19 protein-coding genes are annotated in these 19,462 nt (G+C 55.7%); 4 read left to right on the top strand and 15 right to left on the bottom strand.

Going from position 1 to position 19,462, the window contains the following annotated elements; genetic code table 11:
- Positions 1-56: 56 nt before the first annotated feature.
- The 4 genes from AO242_RS28755 to AO242_RS28745 all read right to left on the bottom strand — a co-directional run bounded on the left by AO242_RS28755 (position 57) and on the right by AO242_RS28745 (position 5,260).
- A complete protein-coding gene (locus AO242_RS28755; protein ID WP_099271349.1) occupies positions 57-2,042 on the bottom strand; it encodes a glycoside hydrolase family 3 protein in 1,986 nt (661 codons plus the stop codon).
- A gap of 543 nt (positions 2,043-2,585) precedes the next feature.
- A complete protein-coding gene (locus AO242_RS28750; protein ID WP_099271348.1) occupies positions 2,586-3,989 on the bottom strand; it encodes an MFS transporter in 1,404 nt (467 codons plus the stop codon).
- A 108-nt stretch (positions 3,990-4,097) separates the two neighbouring features.
- Positions 4,098-4,259, bottom strand: a complete 162-nt coding sequence (locus AO242_RS29520; protein ID WP_161628588.1) for a hypothetical protein — start codon at positions 4,257-4,259, stop codon at positions 4,098-4,100.
- Positions 4,260-4,510: 251 nt separating this feature from the next.
- Positions 4,511-5,260 carry an SDR family NAD(P)-dependent oxidoreductase gene (locus AO242_RS28745; RefSeq protein ID WP_027900375.1) on the bottom strand — a complete coding sequence of 250 codons (750 nt, stop codon included), beginning with the start codon at positions 5,258-5,260 and terminating at the stop codon, positions 4,511-4,513.
- A gap of 108 nt (positions 5,261-5,368) precedes the next feature.
- On the opposite strand from AO242_RS28745, the gene AO242_RS28740 reads away from it, so the two are divergent.
- Positions 5,369-5,743, top strand: coding sequence for a winged helix-turn-helix transcriptional regulator (locus tag AO242_RS28740; RefSeq protein WP_099271347.1), 375 nt, complete (start codon positions 5,369-5,371; stop codon positions 5,741-5,743).
- Between the two features lie 254 nt (positions 5,744-5,997).
- Entirely contained in the window at positions 5,998-6,291 is a 294-nt protein-coding gene (locus tag AO242_RS28735; protein WP_099271346.1) for a hypothetical protein, read from the top strand.
- Positions 6,292-6,315: 24 nt separating this feature from the next.
- On the opposite strand, the gene argE is transcribed toward AO242_RS28735, so the two are convergent.
- The 8 genes from argE to AO242_RS28695 form a co-directional block, all read right to left on the bottom strand.
- Positions 6,316-7,470, bottom strand: a complete 1,155-nt coding sequence (gene argE, locus AO242_RS28730; RefSeq protein WP_099271345.1) for an acetylornithine deacetylase — start codon at positions 7,468-7,470, stop codon at positions 6,316-6,318.
- The gene (locus AO242_RS28725; RefSeq protein WP_099271344.1) at positions 7,467-8,144 is read right to left on the bottom strand and encodes a DUF1028 domain-containing protein; all 678 of its coding nucleotides are present in this window, start codon (positions 8,142-8,144) and stop codon (positions 7,467-7,469) included. Before AO242_RS28725 ends, argE begins: the two co-directional genes overlap by 4 nt.
- 11 nt (positions 8,145-8,155) lie before the next feature.
- Complete coding sequence (locus tag AO242_RS28720; RefSeq protein ID WP_027900371.1) at positions 8,156-8,572, bottom strand: RidA family protein; 417 nt, start codon at positions 8,570-8,572, stop codon at positions 8,156-8,158.
- Between the two features lie 55 nt (positions 8,573-8,627).
- The gene (locus tag AO242_RS28715; RefSeq protein WP_099271343.1) at positions 8,628-9,917 is read right to left on the bottom strand and encodes a flavin-containing monooxygenase; all 1,290 of its coding nucleotides are present in this window, start codon (positions 9,915-9,917) and stop codon (positions 8,628-8,630) included.
- Between the two features lie 127 nt (positions 9,918-10,044).
- Positions 10,045-10,776: a class II aldolase and adducin N-terminal domain-containing protein gene (locus tag AO242_RS28710; protein WP_027900369.1), complete on the bottom strand. Its 732-nt coding sequence runs from the start codon at positions 10,774-10,776 to the stop codon at positions 10,045-10,047.
- A 162-nt stretch (positions 10,777-10,938) separates the two neighbouring features.
- Entirely contained in the window at positions 10,939-11,772 is an 834-nt protein-coding gene (locus AO242_RS28705) for an ABC transporter substrate-binding protein (RefSeq protein WP_099271342.1), read from the bottom strand.
- A 49-nt stretch (positions 11,773-11,821) separates the two neighbouring features.
- Positions 11,822-12,694 (bottom strand): phytanoyl-CoA dioxygenase family protein, encoded by an 873-nt coding sequence (locus AO242_RS28700; RefSeq protein WP_099271341.1) that lies wholly within the window; start codon positions 12,692-12,694, stop codon positions 11,822-11,824.
- 32 nt (positions 12,695-12,726) lie between these two features.
- A complete protein-coding gene (locus tag AO242_RS28695) occupies positions 12,727-14,247 on the bottom strand; it encodes an amino acid ABC transporter permease/ATP-binding protein (protein WP_099271340.1) in 1,521 nt (506 codons plus the stop codon).
- 476 nt (positions 14,248-14,723) lie between these two features.
- Here AO242_RS28695 and AO242_RS28690 point away from each other — a divergent pair, with 476 nt between their 5' ends.
- Together AO242_RS28690 and AO242_RS28685 are read left to right on the top strand one after the other, a co-directional pair.
- Positions 14,724-15,668: a LysR family transcriptional regulator gene (locus tag AO242_RS28690; protein WP_099271339.1), complete on the top strand. Its 945-nt coding sequence runs from the start codon at positions 14,724-14,726 to the stop codon at positions 15,666-15,668.
- A 380-nt stretch (positions 15,669-16,048) separates the two neighbouring features.
- On the top strand, positions 16,049-16,705 hold the full coding sequence (locus AO242_RS28685) for a DUF2625 domain-containing protein (protein WP_099271338.1): 657 nt from the start codon (positions 16,049-16,051) through the stop codon (positions 16,703-16,705).
- 49 nt (positions 16,706-16,754) lie between these two features.
- On the opposite strand, the gene AO242_RS28680 is transcribed toward AO242_RS28685, so the two are convergent.
- The 3 genes from AO242_RS28680 to AO242_RS28670 all read right to left on the bottom strand — a co-directional run bounded on the left by AO242_RS28680 (position 16,755) and on the right by AO242_RS28670 (position 19,187).
- Complete coding sequence (locus AO242_RS28680) at positions 16,755-17,318, bottom strand: hypothetical protein (protein WP_099271337.1); 564 nt, start codon at positions 17,316-17,318, stop codon at positions 16,755-16,757.
- Positions 17,319-17,447: 129 nt separating this feature from the next.
- Positions 17,448-18,383, bottom strand: a complete 936-nt coding sequence (locus AO242_RS28675) for a LysR family transcriptional regulator (RefSeq protein ID WP_099271336.1) — start codon at positions 18,381-18,383, stop codon at positions 17,448-17,450.
- Positions 18,384-18,497: 114 nt separating this feature from the next.
- Positions 18,498-19,187, bottom strand: a complete 690-nt coding sequence (locus AO242_RS28670) for a GntR family transcriptional regulator (RefSeq protein ID WP_241154090.1) — start codon at positions 19,185-19,187, stop codon at positions 18,498-18,500.
- Between the last annotated feature and the right edge of the window lie 275 nt (positions 19,188-19,462).

Here is a 19,462-nt window from a genome sequence, read left to right as displayed (position 1 = left end):
CCGTCAGCCGGTTTTCCCTCACACGAACACAGCCCACATTGTCACAGCGCAACTGCTTAATACTTCAAACCGAAATGCACAGGATACAAAGGTAATTTGCTGTCGGCGGCCTTGCCTGATTGCTGTGCCTCGACAGATGCCATTGACGACGGTAACTCGAATGGCAGCCTGCCTTCTGGCGAGTGCTTGCCGGTCAATACATCAAGCAGTGCTTGGTCGCTCACTCCAAAGTTTGCAACGAGCGCCTGGCTGGCTTTTGCGACGTTACTCAGGATGGCTGGTCGGTCCAGGTAAACTGTCGTGATGACCGGCACTTTCGCACTGATCTTCAACAACTCTTTGTACTCGGCGTTATCCTGTTTGAAGTCCAGATCGCCTTCGTGCAGCCCCGATCCAAACGCATAGGTCGCATGGGTCTCGAACGGCGCGCTCATGCGTACCAGCGCCACATCGGCGTCTTCCGGAGCGGATACCACGGTCAAGCCGTGCTGCTGAGCCTGAGTATTCGAAACTCCGACCAGATAGACCTTGGCGCCAGGCTTGAGCGGAAGCACGTTTTGCTTGTTCTGCAGCATGACCAACGAACGACGTTGTGCCTCTAGTCCTTCTTCCTTGAATTGCGGATTGCCGACAATACGCTCGGCTTCTGCGGCGTCCGCATAAGGCGTTTCGAACAGGCCCAGCTGGAATTTCTGCAGTAGCAATCGCGTTACTGACTCGTCTATCCGGGCCAGGGTAAGAGCGCCCTCCTTCACGGCCTCAATGAGAGGCTCGGTATTGAATGTGCCGCCAAACTGGTCAACACCCGCGTCCACCGCCTTGACGAAACGTTGTTTTTCAGTCAGCCCCTCAACGCCCCATGGCATTCCGTATTTGGGATATGCCTTGTTTGGATCTTCACCTGGCTTACTCCCGGTCAGGCATTCGTCTGTGCAGCTGTTGGTGATCAGCCAATCGGTGAGGATGATGCCTTTGAAACCGTATTCGGTACGCAGTAACTCGGTGAGCATTTGCTTGCTGAAACTTGCCCCGACGCGCTCCAAAGGCTTGCCATTGACGTCAACCCCGTCAGGCGGCACGCCGTAGGTAGGAATAATCTCGGCAGCGTTGACAGCAAATGCCGCCTTGAACGGGCTCAATTGCGTCTTGAAGTCCTCAGCGCTGTAGGCCAGATCTCGGCCATAGGCGTTCATTGCATCAAAGCCTTTGTTTGCCGCGCCATAACCAGCCCAGTGCTTGACGGTTGCCGCGACGCCATCCGATTGCAACCCCTGGGTTCCGTGCTGGAAGCCGACGATGTAAGCCGCGGTCATCTTGCTGACCAGGTCGACGTCCTCACCAAAGGTGCCGTTGATACGTGACCAGCGTGGCTCCGTGGCCAGGTCTGCCTGTGGCGACAGCGCAATCTGAATGCCCATGGCACGGTATTCCTGACGTGCAATGTCGCCGAATCGTTGCACCAGTTTTTCGTCGCCTGTCGCAGCTAGCCCTAGCGTCTCTGGCCACTGGGAAAAGCTACCGGAGCTTACGCTCGCGCCCAGGGTGTACTGGAAGTGATTGCGCGGATCGGTGCTGAAGCTGATGGGAATTCCAAGGCGGGTTTTCTCTGCCAGGCCCTGCAACTGGTTGTAGCTGTTGACCATCTCCACCGGGGTGATGCTGAGACGCGAGATGAAATGGTTGATGTGCTTGTCAGCAATCAGTGGCGACAGCTTTTCGAGGTTATAACCGGCGTCTGCACCTGTTGCTACGTAGGGAGCGGTGCTGTGCATCATCAGACCGATCTTTTCTTCCACAGTCATGCGCTGCACCAGGTCCCTGGTACGTACCTCGGGTGTCAGGCGCCAGTCTTCATAAGCGTCCAGTTGACCATTGTGATCAAGGTCTTTGAAGGTCTGACCGTCTTTATGTAGCAGCGGACTTGAAACAGTCTTGAGTGCGGGCTGGTTGACGTGTGGCGCAGTCGTAGTGCTGTTACTGCAGGCGCTTATGCAGCAAGAAGCAACAACGACCGCAGCTGTCCCGGAGATAGATTTTTTCATGTAAGTGACCGTTTTTGGGCGTTAGATATCAGAGCGCACCAGCGATAGCGCTGCCACTGGAGACACTCGGCGGACGATCTACAAACGCGAATTCGGAATTCAATTGCAGTGTATGCACTATTTATTTTCGATGGGAAGACCCTGATGGAATATTTCCTGACATTTCATAAGCCCGATTATTTCTTCGTATATACAAGGTAAATCACCGTAAATCTGAATAAGCAACATGGCTCGCACTTTGCTAAAACCCCCCCGATTTTGACAAAGCACTTCCCGCATAAAGCGTATACGCTAATAAACCGCACCACTAAACAGCGCATTGCTCCAAGGAGGTGCATACGTTGGGCGTTATTCAGGAGAAACAGACATGGCTGTCAAAGAAGAGGATTTAACTCGAATCGTCGGTCGACGTTATTGCTGCTGATTGAAGCGGGTTAAAGACCATCAGTGCGCGTTGCGGGAAGCCACGCGCACTGATGGTTTAGGCATTCATAAAGGGCTGAGTCGAGGCTCGCCAAAATGTAAACTTACCGTGGGCGCTGCTTACAGATCCGTAATTTCCTTATGCCGCGGCACCAATGCCTTCATCACGCACCACGCCACCAGGTATGCAAGCGCACAGATGGAAAACATGATCATGTAGCCGGTGTGGATATCGTTGATGGTTTTGTAGTAATCAAAAACCCATCCACCGATCTTGGTCATGACGACGCCGCCTAATCCGCCCGCCATGCCACCGATACCGACCACCGACGCAATGGATTTCTGAGGAAACATGTCGGATACCGTTGTGAAGATATTGCACGACCAGGCCTGATGCGCCGATGCCCCGATACCGATGAGCAACACGGGTATCCAGAAGCTGATATAGCCCAGCGGCTGAGCGAGTAACACGAGCAACGGGAAAAGCGCGATCACGAACATGGCTTTCATGCGGCCGTCGTACGGCTTGTCGCCGCGGGACATGAAATAGCTTGGGAACCACCCTCCTCCAATACTGCCCACCATGGTCATGCTGTAGAGCACGGCCAGCGGCAATACAATTGCCTGGCCCTTCATGCCGTACTGTGCGCCGAGATAAGTCGGCAACCAGAACAGGAAGAACCACCACACGCCATCAGTCATGAACTTGCCGAACGCAAACGCCCAGGTCTGGCGGTAGGTCAGCAATTTGAACCACGATACTTTCTTGCCTCCTGCGACCGAGGCGTCGGCAGTGTTTACCGATACAGCCTCATCGGCGCGTATATACGCCAATTCTTCCGGCGTGAGCCGAGTCTGGTTCTCCGGTTTTTCATACAGGAAAATCCACGCGCCGAGCCAGATGAAACCCAGCATCCCAATCACGATGAATGCTGATTCCCAGCCCCAGGCGGCAGCGATCAGTGGAACAGAAATCGGTGCCAGAATTGCGCCCACATTGGCACCCGAGTTAAAAATCCCCGTTGCGAAGGAACGCTCTTTTTTCGGGAAGTATTCAGCTGTGGCCTTGATCGCAATAGGGAAGTTACCCGACTCGCCGATTGCCAGTACTGCGCGTGCCAGCATGAACCCTGCGATGGATACCGGAATAACTGCGAAGCCTAGCGCACTGGATATTGAGGCGATTCCCTCTCCCAGCGGTACTGCAAAGGCATGCATGACTGCACCCGTCGACCACACCCCAATGGCGACCATGAAGGCAGCCTTGGTGCCGATCTTGTCGACGAAACGACCCGCGAAAAGCATGGAAATCGCATAAACGAACTGAAAGACCGAGGCGATGTTGGCGTAGTCCGTATTGCTCCAGCCGAATTGGGTTGAGAGGCTTGGAGCCAACAGGCTAAGTACCTGACGATCCAGATAATTGACCGTGGTCGCAAAGAACAGCAGTGCACAGATCGTCCACCGATATTTGCCTATGGCGTGGCTAACGCTTTGCACGTGGACCGCTTCATTAACGTTCATAGCATCACTTTATTATTGGATTATGCGGATGGTTCTCTCGACAACATTTCGAGAGCGCAGGTGTACGCCCTCCATGCCCGATGGCTGGAGTTGAATGTAAAGCTGAAGTTATCGGGTGTTCGGAAAGTTGAGCAGCGACGGGCTTGATTGCGCCTGCAGGTGCGCACTAAAACCTGAGCCGGCAACGACGGCAATCAGCGAGATATTCAAGCGATCTGGATTCATGATGGACGACACTCTGTTTTTATTTTTAGCTTTGGCCGACGACATTCGTCTGTCGTCGTACAACATCTGCTTTATATCGAGGGTGGCACCTCGATGTCAATCCGAAACATTCAGAAATGTATTTTTTTATCGAGTGCATGACCATCGGTACATCGCGCATACAGCGAGACTCGAAAAGCACCCTGCGCACGGGGAATTATCTGGCTGGTTGACACAAATACCCTGGATCGTCAGTCAGCGCCGCATTGACTCGCAAAGCCAACATCCAGCCAGATTCGACTGCCCTCCTCTTCACCTCAAACCTGTGCAAATCCACCATCAACAAACATCTCGCTTCCCGTCATGAAGCTGCTTTCGTCCGACGCCAGGAACAAGGCCGCTGCCGCAACGTCTTCGGGCTGCCCGATACGGCCCACCGGCAACTGGGCAACCATGCCGTCAACAATGGCCTCTGCCTGGCCAGTGGGTGCAAGGGCCAGGTCGAGCCCTGGGGTGGAAATCGGCCCCGGCGAAATGACGTTGACGCGAATGCCCGTACCTTTCAGGTCCAGCGCCCAGCTTCTGGCGAAATTACGTAGCGCGGCTTTGGTCGCGCTGTAAACGCTGAATGCCGGTGTGCCCATGGTCCCTGTTGTCGAACCGGTGAGGATGACCGAACCGCCTGTGCTCATCAGTGGCAGCGCCTTCTGCACAGTGAACAGCGTCCCTTTGACGTTAATGCCAAAAGTGCGATCGAAGGATTCTTCGGTGATCGCCCCGAGCGGCTGGAAATCGCCCAGCCCGGCGTTTGCGAACAGCACGTCAATCCGGCCTTTGGTGGCTTTGACCTCGGCGTAAACGCGGTCCAGGTCGTCCAGACTCGAAATGTCAGCCTGGATCGCTATCGCGTCATGCCCAATCTGTTGCAATGCGGCGTTCAATTGCTCTTGCCGACGACCGACGATGATGACCTGCGCACCCTCTGCCGCAAAGCGTATGGCGCTGGCCAGGCCGATGCCGCTATTTCCGCCAGTGATGACTGCGATCTTTCCGTTGAGCCTGCTCATGTTGATGTCCTCGAAATATGAGGCGCAACTGTAGATCCGTGCTATCAAGTTGAATAGTATGCACCTTTTGGTAAGTACTCTTAAGTAAGGTATGGAGCGGCCCGAATCATGGCAGACAACACCTTTAAATGTGGGCTCGAAGCTGCGCTGGCGGTGCTTGGCGGCAAATGGAAGCCACTGATTCTCTATAACCTGACGCGCAATGTTCACCGCTACGGGGAACTGAAACGTGCGATTGGCGGTGTGACCGACAAGGTATTGATCCAGCAACTCAAGGAACTGGAGCGCGATGAGATCGTTTCGCGCATGGACTTTCAGGAAATACCGCCAAAGGTCGAGTATTCCCTGACACCTTTCGGACAATCCCTGGCGACAGCGCTGGGTGCGCTATGCGTATGGGGTACAGAACATATGCAGACCGTAGAGCGCATCAGCGAACGACGGGCATCCGCGCTTGCTCAGCCTCTTAGCCCTACCCACTGATATCTGCGCTTTCTTGGGATGCTTTTCTGCAGGAGCTGACGAGCACCGCGATGGCGCTTCTGCCTGATACACCGCTTTCGCAGCATCGCGGTGTTCGTGCGCTCCTACAGGTCCATGTGTGCCGTACAGCTTCAGTGTCCATCAAAAACACTGCAGCCCTGCCCCTCAATGCCGATAACGCTTCAATAACACGCCTGCCTAGGGCCACGCATAACGGGTCCTGCACTTCCCGATTTACCTAACTTCAAGGAAGAATCATGAAACGCCTGGCCGCGCTTTTTTTATTCATCTGCCCAAGCCTCCCAGCTTTTGCGGTCGATCCAGTGATGCTGCCCATGGTCGTACAGATGCAGAAAACGGCAAATGCCGCCATGTGCGAGTCTTACAAAGGCAGCACGTCACCGATTGGCATCGCCATGAACAAGCAGTGCCGAAACCGGGAGAAAGCCGAATTTGAAGGTATTCAGGATGCGAAACCTTTGAAGGACTGCATAAAACCCGGGAACGTTATTGATGATGACGTACGCAAATGTATGAAAGGCCTGTGAGATGAAGTACTGGGCCCGATTACTTCAGCGGCCCCTGACAAACGCCAATACCTGCCCCAGCATCCGGTCACATGCACCAAGTTGCTCGACGCTGATGAACTCATCCGGTTTGTGCCCTTGCGCCATGCTGCCGGGGCCGCAGACTACGGCCGGGATCCCTGACTGATCGAACAATCCGCCCTCAGTGCCAAAAGCCACCGTGCCGAATGATCGTGAGCCGCAAAACTCCGCGATCAACTCTGCGGCCTGGCTTTGCATCGAGATATCCAGTCCCGGGTAACTCGACAGCTCCGTAAGGCGAATATCGCTCTGCCCGCTGACAGCCCGCATGGCAGGCAGCAACTCATTTTGTGCGTAAGCGTGCAATGCAGAGATGACGTGGCGCGGGTCTTCTACCGGAAGCGAGCGCACTTCAAAGTCAAAGCGACAATGTTCAGGAACAATGTTTAACGCTACGCCACCGCCGATTACCCCAATCTGCACGGTCGAGAACGGCGGATCAAAGCGCGCGTCCTGCCGTTCTTCGGCCTGCAACGCTTTCCCGAGCCTTCCAAGCTCGTTGATCAACTGCGCAGCGTACTCAATGGCGTTGACGCCACTGGGCGCGTGAGCCGAATGGCAAGCCAGGCCGTGCACATCACAACGCATGGCTACTTTGCCTTTGTGCCCGAGCACCGGTTTCAGCTCCGTGGGCTCACCGATCACACAGAGCAACGGTTTAACCGGCTTTGAACCCAGCACTTCCAGCAGTGAGCGGACGCCCAGACAGCCAACTTCCTCATCGTAGGAAAGCGCAATGTGCACCGGCATACGCAATGTGTTCCGGGTCAACTCCGGAACCAGCGCCATGACACAGGCTATGTAGCCTTTCATGTCGGCAGTACCACGGCCGTATAACCTCCCCTCCTTCTCACTCAGCTCGAACGGCGGAAAAGTCCAGGACTGGCCGTCTACCGGAACTACATCCGTATGGCCAGACAGGACGATGCCGGGCACTTCAGCCGGGCCGATCGTCGCGAAGAGATTGGCCTTGGTCTTTTGCGCGTTGTAGATCAGCTCGCAGGAAACCCCATGGCCATCGAGGTATTCACGCACAAATTCGATTAGCGCCAGATTCGACTCGCGGCTGGTGGTGTCGAACGCAACCAGACGAGCCAACAGCTCGCGGCTGGCGCTCATCGGTCATCTCCCGGTACGCCATAGCTTGGTGCTCCGGCGGGGTTTAGCGCACGGTCGAGATAATCCTGCATCTGTGGCTGATAGGCTTGCCACAAGCCATCCAGCACGTTGATCGGGTTGTGCTCAGCCCAATCCACTCGTAAATCAACAATCGGCCAAGGCAGATCGGCCACCACTTTCAGTGCTGCTGAATGCACGGGCCCGGCTTCTCCGCCCGCCGCCTGCCCTGCATGCATGGCTTGCAGCAAACGCTCGGCGAGGTGACCTGAGGCCTGCTCAAAAGCCTGGACCATCGCGCTGATCACTTCGGGGTTAGCCAGCATGTTGCCAGCTGCGACGCACTGTTCCCCGCTGACGGCATTGTGAATCCCAAGGGTTTTGCTGCCGCTGAAATGCGCAACGCGTCCAAGGTAATCAATCGCAGTGATCTGCCGATACTCACTGAACGTTTGATCCGCCCATAGCTGTTCAAGCGCCTGTGCGGGTGGCGCACCCTGCTCTATCAGGTCCAGGGCTTGCGGCCCCAGCGCTGGCAGCGTGATGTTTTGCGAAGACACCGCCCCAACCCCGGCGCGCAGCCAGGGGCAACGTGCACCCACGGCGATGCTTGAGGAACTGATGGCGATACCCAACTGGCCTGTTTTGGCGCAACGTGCAGCAATGGAAAATGTCATGACGAAAGTCCTTAATCGGGAATGACAGCGATCACGTCGATTTCCATCAACCACTGCGGCTGACCCAAAGCAGAGACCACCAGCCCGGTGGAAATGGGGAATACCCCTTTAAGCCACTTGCCCACTTCGTGATAAACCGGCTCGCGATAACGCGGGTCGATGATGTAGGTGGTGGTCTTGACGATGTGCGACAAATCGCTGCCCGCCTCCTCCAGCAGTTGTTTGACGTTCTTCATGGCCTGATGCGCTTGAGCGCCGGGATCACCAAGGCCGACCAGATTGCCATCGAAGTCGGTGCCGACCTGACCCCGTACGTACACGGTATTGCCGGCACGCACTGCCTGACACAGGTCGTTGTCCAGACTCTGGTTCGGGTAAGTATCTTTGGTATTGAACATGCGAATACGGGTGTGGGTCGGGGTAGCCATGTAAATCTCCTGTGAACACTGGGGCGAGTTACGCCCAATCAAAGACGATCAACGTTTAAACGTTGCGCAACCGGACTGCGGGGGATGCGCGCTTGCCTTGGTCATACGACCGGTACTTGTGCTGGGTGGCGATCTGATCAGCGACATGTTTGGCGTCATGCCACACACCCCAGATAAACGCCGAACCGCGTCGCGACAGCCACGGCAGACCTACGAAATACAGACCTTGCTCTCTGGACACCCCACGCTGATGAATTGGTTTGCCCTTGGCGTCGAAAGCATCGACCTGCAACCAGCTGTAGTCCTGGGAATAACCCGTGGCCCAGATGATGGAACGGACACCGGCTGCAGCCAGGTCCAGCTCACGCAACGGATCAGTGATACAGGCGGCATCCGCCACACGTTCGCGGGCCGCTGGCTCCAGCGGTAAATCCAGACCATTTCGACGGGCATACGCATCGGCGGCATCGAGTAGTGACAGGTAGTTCTCGTCACCGCGGTCGAGATTTTCGACGAGGTCATTCTGGAAACGCACCTTGCCCTCGGCAAAGCTTTCAGTCAGGCCGACCAGTGTCATGCCCGCTTGCGCCAGCCGGCGGAAGTCAACGGTATGGCCGCCTCGCGCGCCACTGACGGCAATGGTCACGTGCTCTTTTCCAGGCTGCATGGTCTCGCTGTCCCACAGCCCGAGAACGCCAAGCCACCAGCAGAAGTCACGACCACGGTAGGCTCGCGGTGGACGATCATGAGGACCTACCGACAAGTAGACCTGACGGCCGGAGCGCTGCAATTCATCGGCGATCTGTACACCGGACGAACCGGCTCCAACCACCAGAACCGCGCCGTCAGGCAATTGCTGAGGGTTGAAGTACTGCGCCGAGTGGATCTGATGCAACGCGTCATCCCCGGGCGCAATCGATGGAATGACAGGTTTCTGAAACGGGCCGGTCGCAGACACCAGGTGATTGACCACGTAGGTGCCAGCACTCGTCTCCACAGTAAAGCCTGCTCGCTCGACATTGCGGGTCACCCGCTTCACCTCGACACCGGTCTTGATCGGCGCGTTGAATTTACGTGCGTAGCGTTCGAAGTAGTCGGCGACCTGTTCTTTACCGGCAAATCCGTCCGGGTCCATATCGAATTCGAGACCCGGAAACCGGTCATGCCAGGCCGGTCCATTGGCGACCAGCGAATCCCATCGACCGCTGCGCCACGCTTCGGCAACCCGGTGTTTTTCCAGCACAAGGTGCCCAATGCCCAGTCGGCTCAGGTGTTCACTCATGGCCACACCGGCCTGCCCTGCACCCACGACGAGCGTGTCAATTTCTGTGATGTGTTCAGTCATCCTGGCATCCTTCAACACGCCCTTTGTGACGGGTTGACGCAGTAAAAAATAACGAAAATGTCAGCGCGCAGGCGCAACAAGCCCTACGGCATCTTCAGACGCGTATACAGTCAGTAACGTGTTCGGATCAGTCGGCCAGTGAAGGGTCCGCCTGAAGCATCAGCCACTTCATTTCTTCAAAATGCTGCTGCGAAAAATCAGTGATCTTTTCCCAGTCGCGCGCTGTTTTTTCAGCGACATCGTCCGGCAGCGTCTTCAAAGGCTGCCCCGTGGACCAGGCAGTCACCAGAATCTGGCAGGACCTTTCCAGGGTCCAGATATCGTCGAATGCTTCACCTACCGTTGGAGCGGTCACCATCACGCCATGGTTACCCATCAATAGACGACTTTTGCCGTCCAGCAGACCGACCAGCCGAGCCCCTTCAGCAGTGGTGTCAGCCATGCCGCCGTAAAGCTCATCTATCGCAACCCGGTTGAAGTAGCGCGCCGTATTCTGATCAATCGCGGGAATATGCGGCTTTGCCAGGCACGCCACCGCTGTGGTGTAGACCGGGTGCAGATGCAGAACCACCCGTGCTTCAGGCAGACGCTGGTGCATTTGCCCATGGATGGACCACGCCGTTGTATCCACATCCGGTCTTTGCGCGGCGTCTTGATCATCGGCATCGAGCAACAGCAGATCACTGGCACGCAAGCGCGAGAAATGTTTCCACTTCGGGTTCAGCAGGAACTGCTTTCCGTCAGCTGAAATCGCCGCGCTGAAATGGTTGGCCACCGCCTCATGCATGCCCAAGTGCGCGATGATGCGAAAGGTCGCGGCCAGATCCAGACGCGTCTGTTCCTCGAAGTTAAGGGCCATGTTTAAAATACTCCTGCCTACAACGCATAAATCATCGGGTTGAAATACATCCCCGGTAGGAGCCAACTTGTTGGCGAGGCGGATCATCAGGCTATGCAGGCCCGACGTCTCGCCAACAAGTTGGCTCCTACCAGGTCCGTGTTTTTTTAACGACAAACGCTTTTAGGGCTTGGGCATCAGCGCCGCGATGTCATCCGCCGTCGGTGCCTGGAACTTGTACTTGTCCAGCAAAGCCTTGTATTCCGGCGTCTTGCTGTACTTCTCGAGCCCTTCGATCAACGCATTGCGGACGACATCGTTGCCTTTCTTCACGCCGAAGCCGTTGAGCACCGGATAGATCAGGGTTTCGGATGAAATCACCACCCGGTTACCGAGCTTTTCAACCACGCCCCGCGCCACAGCAGCGTCAGTGATCTGCGCTTCAACCGCATGCGCGAGCATGGCCTGGGTGGTTTGCGGATCAGTCCCGTATTCACTGATCGCGATAGGCGGCAGGCCGTTCTTCACGCAGTAATCCGTAGAGAGTTTCTGCAGTTGTTGTAGCCAGGACGTCGCGGCCATGGAGCCGATCTTGTGGCCACAAAAGTCTTCCGGGGTCTTTGGCTGATACGCGCTGCCCTTGACCGCCAGAATCGACTCTCCGCTTTTCAGGTAAGGAATCATGTCGATGACTTTCAGGCGTTCAGCAGTGATGTACATCGACGAGTTGGTGATATCAAACCGGCCGCCCTGCAACCCGCCGATCAGGTTAGGGAAACGGGTGTCGAGATTCTCGGCCTTCATCCCCATGACCTTCGCCAGGCCATCCAGGAACTCGATGTCGAAGCCTGCCGGCTGGTTTTTGTCCATGTACTCATACGGATAGAACGTCATGTCGGAACCGGCAATGATCTTGCCTGGCTGCTGGAAGGCCGAGGCCATTGATGACGCCATGGCAACCGCAGCGCCTAATACAACCATCGCAGCGGGACGAACGAACAGACGGGATAGCTTCATAAGTATTCCTCGTGGAGTCAGTAAGGTTCAGGCAATTGCTGTTCAGGTCTCAGGCAGTGGCCATGTCGTTTCCGGCCTGCTGCACAAAAAACGAAGCCCCCTTGGGTTTCTGCGGCAGACGGATCTGGTTCGCGGTGCTGCGGACCAGACCGCTTTCATGTCCCGCGACCATCAAACCAGTGTGTTCGCTGGGCAGCGGGTTTTCCCCGAAGGGCAACGCATCTTCGGCGGCGTATACGCTGATGAATAACGTACGCGGGAATTCGGTTTCATTCGGGCTTGAGGCGTGCAACAAGCGGGTGTGCATGAAGCACACCGAACCCGAAGGTCCGTAACAGGCCACCGGTTGCTGGCAGTGCGCTTCAACAACTGCGTCTTCCACAGCACCAGTGAAACGCCCGTTCTGCCAATGCGACCAAAGCTCGCCCTTATGGCTGCCCGGTGCCACATTCAGCGGGCCATTTTCGGGCGTCACCTCACTGACCATCAGCAATGCAGTGACCAAGTCGTCGTTGCTGTGCGGCGTAAACAGAAAATCCTGATGCCACTTCACCTGGGTGGCGGTGTGCGGCAATTTTGAGTTGATTTTGCTGTGATGAAAGCGTGTGCCGTTGCCGCCGATCAACTGCGCAGCAATAGTTGCCATGCGCGACTGAAAAGCAGCCTGTTGGTAAGCCTTTGAGATTTCCGTTGGCGAGGTCACGCGGCGCAATGACGGATGATCCGGGCGATGGTCGCCTTCAATATCAAATCGCGGCCGACCATCTAGCGTCTGCCCCCAGGCGCAGTTTTGAGTGCGGCTGTCTTCCACCCACTGGTCGAAGTCGTGCTGCAGCGCCGCCACTTCGTCGGCTGCCAGCACGTCCTCCACGACCAGAAAACCCTGCGCGTGAAACTGGTCGATCTGCCATTGCTCGATCATGTTCTTCTCCCCTGCAAACAAGCGTTAAGGTTTCAAGCCAACGAAACATCTTTCAGAAAAGCTTCCACTCGCGGGTGCTGTCCATCGCGCAGTGCCTGCGGGCTGTCATCGCAGACCACCCGGCCCTTCTCCATGAATACGATTCGGTCAGAGACCTTGAAGGCGAAGTTCATCTCATGGGTCACGATGACCATGGTGATGCCCTCTTTCGCCAGTGTTTCGATCACCTGTAGCACCTCGTTGACCTTCTCCGGATCGAGGGCTGATGTCGGCTCATCGAACAGCATGATTTGCGGACGCATCATCAATGCACGAGCAATCGCTACGCGCTGCTGTTGCCCGCCGGACAACTGATGCGGATATTTCCAGGCGTGCTCCAGCATGCCGACCTTATGCAGCAGCTCGTATGCCTGCTGTTTGAGTTCCTGTGCTGAAGCGAGACGGTGGTAACGCGGCGCCAGCAGCAAGTTATTGAGCACAGTCAGGTGCGGAAACAGATTGAAGCTCTGGAACACCATGCCGATGTTCATTCGATGCTCCGTATGCTCGACATAGCGCGGCGGTTGCGCCCCCTGACGGACGAGGTGAATGAACGGCTGGCCGTTGATCCTGATATCGCCGTTATCGATTTGCTCAAGGCCGTTGAGCAGACGAATCAAAGTGGTCTTGCCCGAGCCGGACGGCCCGATTACAGACACCACTTCGCCAGTATGAATTTGCAGGCTGACAGCGCCCAGCACTTCGATATCGTTGTAGGCCTTGTGCAATTTCGTGGCCTGAAGTGCCGGGCCTGTGCAATCGGAGGCAGGACGGGCTATTACGGCGCGCTCCTGAGTGGCGAGTTTGAGCATTTCAGCGTCAGGCTCACGCACCACTTTGCGCTGGGTGACATCCAGATATCGCTCCAGCCGCTTGAGCAAAAAGTCGAACACGGTAACGATCAACACGTAATAAAACGCGACTGCCGCCATGGTTTCCATGACCAGAAAGTTCTGTGAATACAGGCGCTGCCCGACCATCAGGATTTCGGTCAGCGAGATCACCGACACCAGCGAGCTGAGTTTTACAATTGAAATGTATTCGTTGGTCAGCGACGGTAAAGCCACCCGCAGCGCCTGCGGGATCACAATCCGCCATTGCGTACCGACAAAGCGCAACCCCAATGCTCTTGCCGCTTCACTTTGCCCTTTGGCAATCGACAACAGACCGCCGCGATGAATTTCCGCGACGTAAGCGGTTTCACACAGCACCAGGGCAATCAAACCTGCCCAGAACGGGTTGGCCAACACGGCGGATGTAGCGGGCAGCGCCTGTGGCAGGTTGTAGACAAATATCAGCAGAACCAGCAACGGCACGCTACGAAACAACCAGATATAGCCACGGGCAGGCAAGTTGATCAGCGGGTTGGAAGATTGTTTGGCCAGCGCCACAACGAAGCCCAGAACAATGCTGATCAGCCAAGTCAATGTACTAAGCTGTATGACGGTCCACGTTGCCATCCAGAACTCGGTATCGCTGAACAGGCTGAACATGTATTTCCAGTCAAACGTCATCGTTGGCTCGCTCGGCTAATTAAACAGTGGCGGGGATATGCAACCGAAGTTGAATGCTGAGCGCTGCCCCGCTCTCCCTTCTGAAGCCATCATGAGCGAAGTTTTGTCGAACGACCCAATAGTAAGTTTTGGCTCATAGCGTAGGAAAATCCTAAGCAGACCAGGCGGAAGAGATATCCAATGCAGCCGGATGGCGAAACTATTCACCTTGCGCAGAACATCGCGCACATTTTTAGGGCGATCACTGTTTAACCTGCCTTGATTCGCTCACTTTCAGTGCGAAACCCACAGCCTGCGGGCCGTGTAGGCCAATGGATTAAGTTGGTCGGCACGCGCTAATCGCTGATAAAAAGATCAGCTATCGGTTGAGCAACCGAATAACCAGGAATTCTGGCAGCTGGCATGCTCCTCGCTAAGCATAGGCAAAAGCTATTCAGACGACTCCGATCATGGCCCGTGTACTGACGAGGTAATCAGTGACTCACTTCACGTTGAAACAGCTCAAGTACTTCGTCACCGCCGTTGAAATGGACAGCATTGCCGAGGCGTCACGACAACTGCATATCTCCCAACCTTCTATTTCCGTGGCCATAAAAAATCTGGAAGAGGCGTTTAATCAGCCACTGTTTGTACGGCACCACGCGCAAGGCGTTTCTCTGACGTCTGGTGGCGGAAAGGTGTACGAAAAAGCTAAAGAGTTATTACGGCTCTCGGAAGAACTGGAACAAGACTCTCGCGCCGAGAGCAAGAATGTATCGGGCACTATCGCACTGGGCTGTTTTGAATCAGCCGCGCCGCTGTATATGCCCAGGCTTGTCGCAGGTTTCAAGCAGCTCTACCCTGACGTCACCATTCAGCTCTGCGACGGGGAGCAACATGAGTTGATGCACGGGCTGCATCGCGGCCGTTTCGACCTGGCCTTTCTTTACGATCTGGAATTGGGTGCGACGATCCACAAAGAAGCATTGAACGCCCCACACAAACCCTATGCGTTACTGCCAGCCGGGCACCCCCTTGCTCAACAGAAAACGGTGACACTGCGCGAATTGAGCCAGGAGCCCATGATCCTGCTGGACGCCGTACCCAGCAGAACCTACTTCATGGATATCTTTACCGAGAAAGGTTACGCGCCCGTGGTGGCTTACAGCTCTCCTTCGATTGAAATGGTGCGCTGCATGGTCGGCCAGGGGCTGGGCTTTTCGGTACTGGTCACGCGGCCTTGCACCAACATGACCTACGACGGTGAGCTTCTGGCGCAGCTTGATATCGAAGATGACATGCCTGCCTCGACCCTGGTAATGGCGTATCTGCGCAATAACCAGCCATCCCGCGCGACCCGACTGTTCATGGATTACTGCCGCACCGTCGAGCTGGCGCCGCCATCAAGTTTGAGGCCGCAAGTTTCTTATCAGCTGGATTGAAATGCATCTTCTGCAGGAGCTGCCGAAGGCTGCGAAGCGTTTCTCCTGACACACCGCGATCGCAGCCTTCGGCAGCTCCTACAGGCCCTATGTTTGCTGCGAGACAGCGCGGTGCCCTGAAAACCGGGGCAGTTACTGGTCACCCGTTTCGCTGTGTCAATGACACCACGCTGTCGCGAAGCAAACTGGACTTTGTAGGAGTGAGCTTGCTCGCGATAACGTTAGACCTATTGAGAAATTAACGTCTGGCCTGACGTAATCGCGAGCACGCTCACTCCTGCACGTCCGATGTTTGACCCGAGGCAAGGTGCGCCCATCAAATGCTTAACTTTGACGCGCATGCCGGTACCATAAGGAGACTTTCCCCGAGGACCGGTTAAATGAAGCACCTTGAAGATCTGATCGAACACGATGAACCTGCCCTGCCCTTGTTAAAGGAGCTGCTGAGCAATGCGCAACGAAGCTGCCAGTTGCTGCCTCCCTCAGAGGAAAACGCCAGAGTATTGCTGGGGCTCCAGGTCACTACGCGATCAACTTTAGGCGCGGTTGCCTACGAAACCGGAGGCATCCTCGTTGATGGAGGCTGGCTACGTTTTCTGGGATCGGGACACGAGCAGCTGTCCAGAAACATCCTTGACTGGACCCATCTGCACGACGGTGGTGGTCATCTGTTGGTGGCTGACGACGCGGCAGGCGGTTTCTTTTCAATCAATGGCGGACGTTTCGGAGAAGACGTTGGCTCAATGTATTACTGGGCACCGGACACTCTGGAATGGGAGCCATTGGAAATTGGCTATACAGACTTTCTGGAATGGGCACTCAGCGACCAGATGCTCATGTTCTACAAAGACCTCAAGTGGCCGACATGGCAAGAGGACCTGGAGAAGATGAACGCGGATCAATGCATGACGTTCTATCCTTTCTTGTGGACGCAAGAGGGATCGCTGGAGACAAGCAGCCGCAGGGTTGTGGACGTCGCAGAACACTATGAGTTGAACATCGGCTTTGCCAGCAAGTTGGAGAACCCATCGAGCTAGCATGCCTCAACCATTGATTTAACACGCAGCCCCTTCAGGAGCGCAGAGCTTATGACCGCCGCTTTAGTGCGCTGTAATAATGATCGTCCCAGTTTTCAAGGGAAGGCTTGCGGGTCGTGCACGGTTCGTATCGGGTGTAGTACGAAAAACCTTCCTTAACAACAAGGGGAGCCGCCGTGATGGTCTCCCCATCCTTGACTAGCCAGGTGGCCATCTCGCGCCTGAAATACCGACGCATGGCGTTGGGGGCCGTGTTGTCGCATGACTCCGCCACCTCGATATACAGCTTGCCCCCATACTCAAGGGTGAAGTCGAGTGATCCGCTAGCAGGAAATTCACCTTTGTAAACAGGGACTCTTATCTGGCCTCCCCCGCAACCCCCTCCACCATAGCCGGGTACCCCTATGCTGCCCATGCAGAAAAATCTGTCGGCGCCGAGTACGATCTGGTGGATTTTTACTGACGTGTTGGCAAGCGGTTCGCCGTTGTCACCGACCACGCGCAAAGTGAGGTGCATAGGCTCGCGCATTCGAACCCCGTTCGCGACCGGGCTACATCCGTTCAAAGACAGTGTCAACAGGGCCATCGTGGCCAATAGGGGCAGTGCTTTCATGTGTGGTGTGGTCTTCTATGAAGGATTCCATCCCGGACGGCCGTGCATTTTCCTTTAACGCACCCGGGTTTAAACGTGCGGCATTGTTACATGTTCTTGGGGGTACTCGGCGTTGCTAATGAGGACACTTCAAACCTGTGCGCCGCTTACGCTGAGAACCACCATTTCCGGCCCCATCTGCCTGGCATATTGCTCCAGAGCATGGCGGGCGATGCTGACCACTTGCTCAGTCAGCTCCAGACCGACCCCGGCGCGCCAGCAGGCGATGATGTCCAGCGGTTGAGGCCGCGTCACGTTTTCCAGAATGAAGAGTTTGCCCTCCGCCAGCTCCTTACTGACCAGAGCAGCCGGCAGCGCACCGATGCCAAAGCCGTCGCTCACCAGCAGGGTCATGGCGGCTACGGAGTTGACGCAACTGATTCGCGGGCTGTCCACACCGTCTGCGTGCAGCAAATTAAGAATGTCCTGATGCGGACGGGAGTTGCGGGAAAAGGTGATGATGCGTTCGGCAGCCAGTTCGTCGATAGACGTGTAACTGCGCTGGTAGATGGACCCGGCTTGCACAATCCACTCAACCGGCAATACGGCCAGATGCTGGTTGCGGACCGCATCACTGCGCACCATGTCGGTCTGCACGATCAGGTCGAGATAGCCCTTCTGCAATTGGTCACACAGGTTGATTGATGTGTCGACAGTCAGCTCGATTTCAACCGCTGGGTAACACTCCATCAACGTCGATATGAACGGGCTCAACCACGTATGGATGACCGTATCCATTACCCCGAGTCGTATACAGCCTTTGAGATCGCTGGTGGCGCTGATGGACTGCTGGAGCGCATGCATCGTGTCGATCATCTGTTCGGCATAGTTGAGCACGCGCTCACCTTCAGGCGTCAGCGACACACGTTTGGAGTCACGCAAGAACAATTTGGCGCCGAGCTCATCCTCCAGCGCGGCAATGCGATTGGAGATGGAAGCCTGGGTGGTGAACATTTTCTCCGCAGTCAGGCGAAAGCTTTTCAGCCTTGCCACCCAGACAAAGGTTTCCAGAAACTTCAGGTTCATGCGTAACAGCCTGTACAGAAATGATGGATCGACTTACGCAAAGAGCGTCAGCAAGCAGGATCCACACGCAAGTTGTACGCCAGAATTTTCAAAGGCAGGGGTTGCCGAGCGCTCTTAAAGAGTACGCATGATGGCTCTGCGGAAGTCATCGATGTGGTGACGAATGGCCTTGATGGCGGCCGCGCTGTCGCGATTCTCCATCGCGGTGAGTATCTGTAAGTGCTCATCGTAGATGCGCTCACTGTGGTGCATTTCGGACAATGTCAGAAACCAGAAGCGCGCCTGCTTTTCATGCAACGTACGGAGCAGTTCAGCCAGTACCCGATTGCGCGCAGCGGCGGAAATGGCCAGGTGAAACTGCAGATCAACTTCCATCAGACCCTTCACATCCCGGCGCTCCAGCAGCGGCTGTGTGCGCCCGATGATTTCGCGCATGTGGATGAAGTCATCTTCCTGAGCACGCTCGACGGCGAGCTTCACGCACAGCTCCTCATTGGTTCTGCGCACTTCGATCATGTCGAGAATGTCGTTCAATGAGATAGGCGTCACCATCACGCCCTTGCGCGGCAGGATGGTCACCATGCCTTCCATTTCCAGACGGTGCAGCGCCTGATGCACCGGCGTCCGGCCCAGCCCAAGCATCTGGGTCAATTGCGCCTCGTTGATGGCTTCACCGGGACGTAGCTGGCAGGAAATGATGCGTTGCTTGATCTGTACATACGCCAGCTCGCGCAGGCTTGCACCACTCTTGGCAGCGGGTTTGCCAACGAGATCGGCGGTGGGCAGGTCAGTTGAATCGGGCAATCCGGAAATCCTCATGGGGCGCTGCTGATATATCACTGTATTTCATATCGTCTGGATTGTCGCTTTCCCCTCTCCCCAATCCGGTAACGAAAACGCGCCGTCAGAACGCATCGTCCGCCCAAAAGTGGTGCGTTTTGGTAACACATGGCCATTTCGTACGTTCTGTCACGACTTTTATCATCCATATAACTCTTTGATAAAAATGGTTTTTTACCTCGTCCCACGGTGTCTGGCATATCAATTGCGTGTTGATAATCCTGTGATATATCAGTGTA

This window comes from Pseudomonas sp. ICMP 561, from assembly GCF_002699985.1.
Lineage (GTDB): Bacteria > Pseudomonadota > Gammaproteobacteria > Pseudomonadales > Pseudomonadaceae > Aquipseudomonas > Aquipseudomonas quasicaspiana.
The sequence above is the reverse complement of the archived record's forward strand: the minus strand, read 5'-3'. Positions and strand labels throughout refer to the sequence as shown.

Bases quoted from the DNA above. Each gene is read 5' to 3' on its own strand.
- AO242_RS28755 (WP_099271349.1), bottom strand. From the start codon at position 2,042: ATGAAAAAATCTATCTCCGGGACAGCTGCGGTCGTTGTTGCTTCTTGC.
- AO242_RS28750 (WP_099271348.1), bottom strand. From the start codon at position 3,989: ATGAACGTTAATGAAGCGGTCCACGTGCAAAGCGTTAGCCACGCCATA.
- AO242_RS29520 (WP_161628588.1), bottom strand. From the start codon at position 4,259: ATGTCGTCGGCCAAAGCTAAAAATAAAAACAGAGTGTCGTCCATCATG.
- AO242_RS28745 (WP_027900375.1), bottom strand. From the start codon at position 5,260: ATGAGCAGGCTCAACGGAAAGATCGCAGTCATCACTGGCGGAAATAGC.
- AO242_RS28740 (WP_099271347.1), top strand. From the start codon at position 5,369: ATGGCAGACAACACCTTTAAATGTGGGCTCGAAGCTGCGCTGGCGGTG.
- argE (WP_099271345.1), bottom strand. From the start codon at position 7,470: ATGAGCGCCAGCCGCGAGCTGTTGGCTCGTCTGGTTGCGTTCGACACC.
- AO242_RS28725 (WP_099271344.1), bottom strand. From the start codon at position 8,144: ATGACATTTTCCATTGCTGCACGTTGCGCCAAAACAGGCCAGTTGGGT.
- AO242_RS28720 (WP_027900371.1), bottom strand. From the start codon at position 8,572: ATGGCTACCCCGACCCACACCCGTATTCGCATGTTCAATACCAAAGAT.
- AO242_RS28715 (WP_099271343.1), bottom strand. From the start codon at position 9,917: ATGACTGAACACATCACAGAAATTGACACGCTCGTCGTGGGTGCAGGG.
- AO242_RS28710 (WP_027900369.1), bottom strand. From the start codon at position 10,776: ATGGCCCTTAACTTCGAGGAACAGACGCGTCTGGATCTGGCCGCGACC.
- AO242_RS28705 (WP_099271342.1), bottom strand. From the start codon at position 11,772: ATGAAGCTATCCCGTCTGTTCGTTCGTCCCGCTGCGATGGTTGTATTA.
- AO242_RS28700 (WP_099271341.1), bottom strand. From the start codon at position 12,694: ATGATCGAGCAATGGCAGATCGACCAGTTTCACGCGCAGGGTTTTCTG.
- AO242_RS28695 (WP_099271340.1), bottom strand. From the start codon at position 14,247: ATGACGTTTGACTGGAAATACATGTTCAGCCTGTTCAGCGATACCGAG.
- AO242_RS28685 (WP_099271338.1), top strand. From the start codon at position 16,049: ATGAAGCACCTTGAAGATCTGATCGAACACGATGAACCTGCCCTGCCC.
- AO242_RS28680 (WP_099271337.1), bottom strand. From the start codon at position 17,318: ATGAAAGCACTGCCCCTATTGGCCACGATGGCCCTGTTGACACTGTCT.
- AO242_RS28675 (WP_099271336.1), bottom strand. From the start codon at position 18,383: ATGAACCTGAAGTTTCTGGAAACCTTTGTCTGGGTGGCAAGGCTGAAA.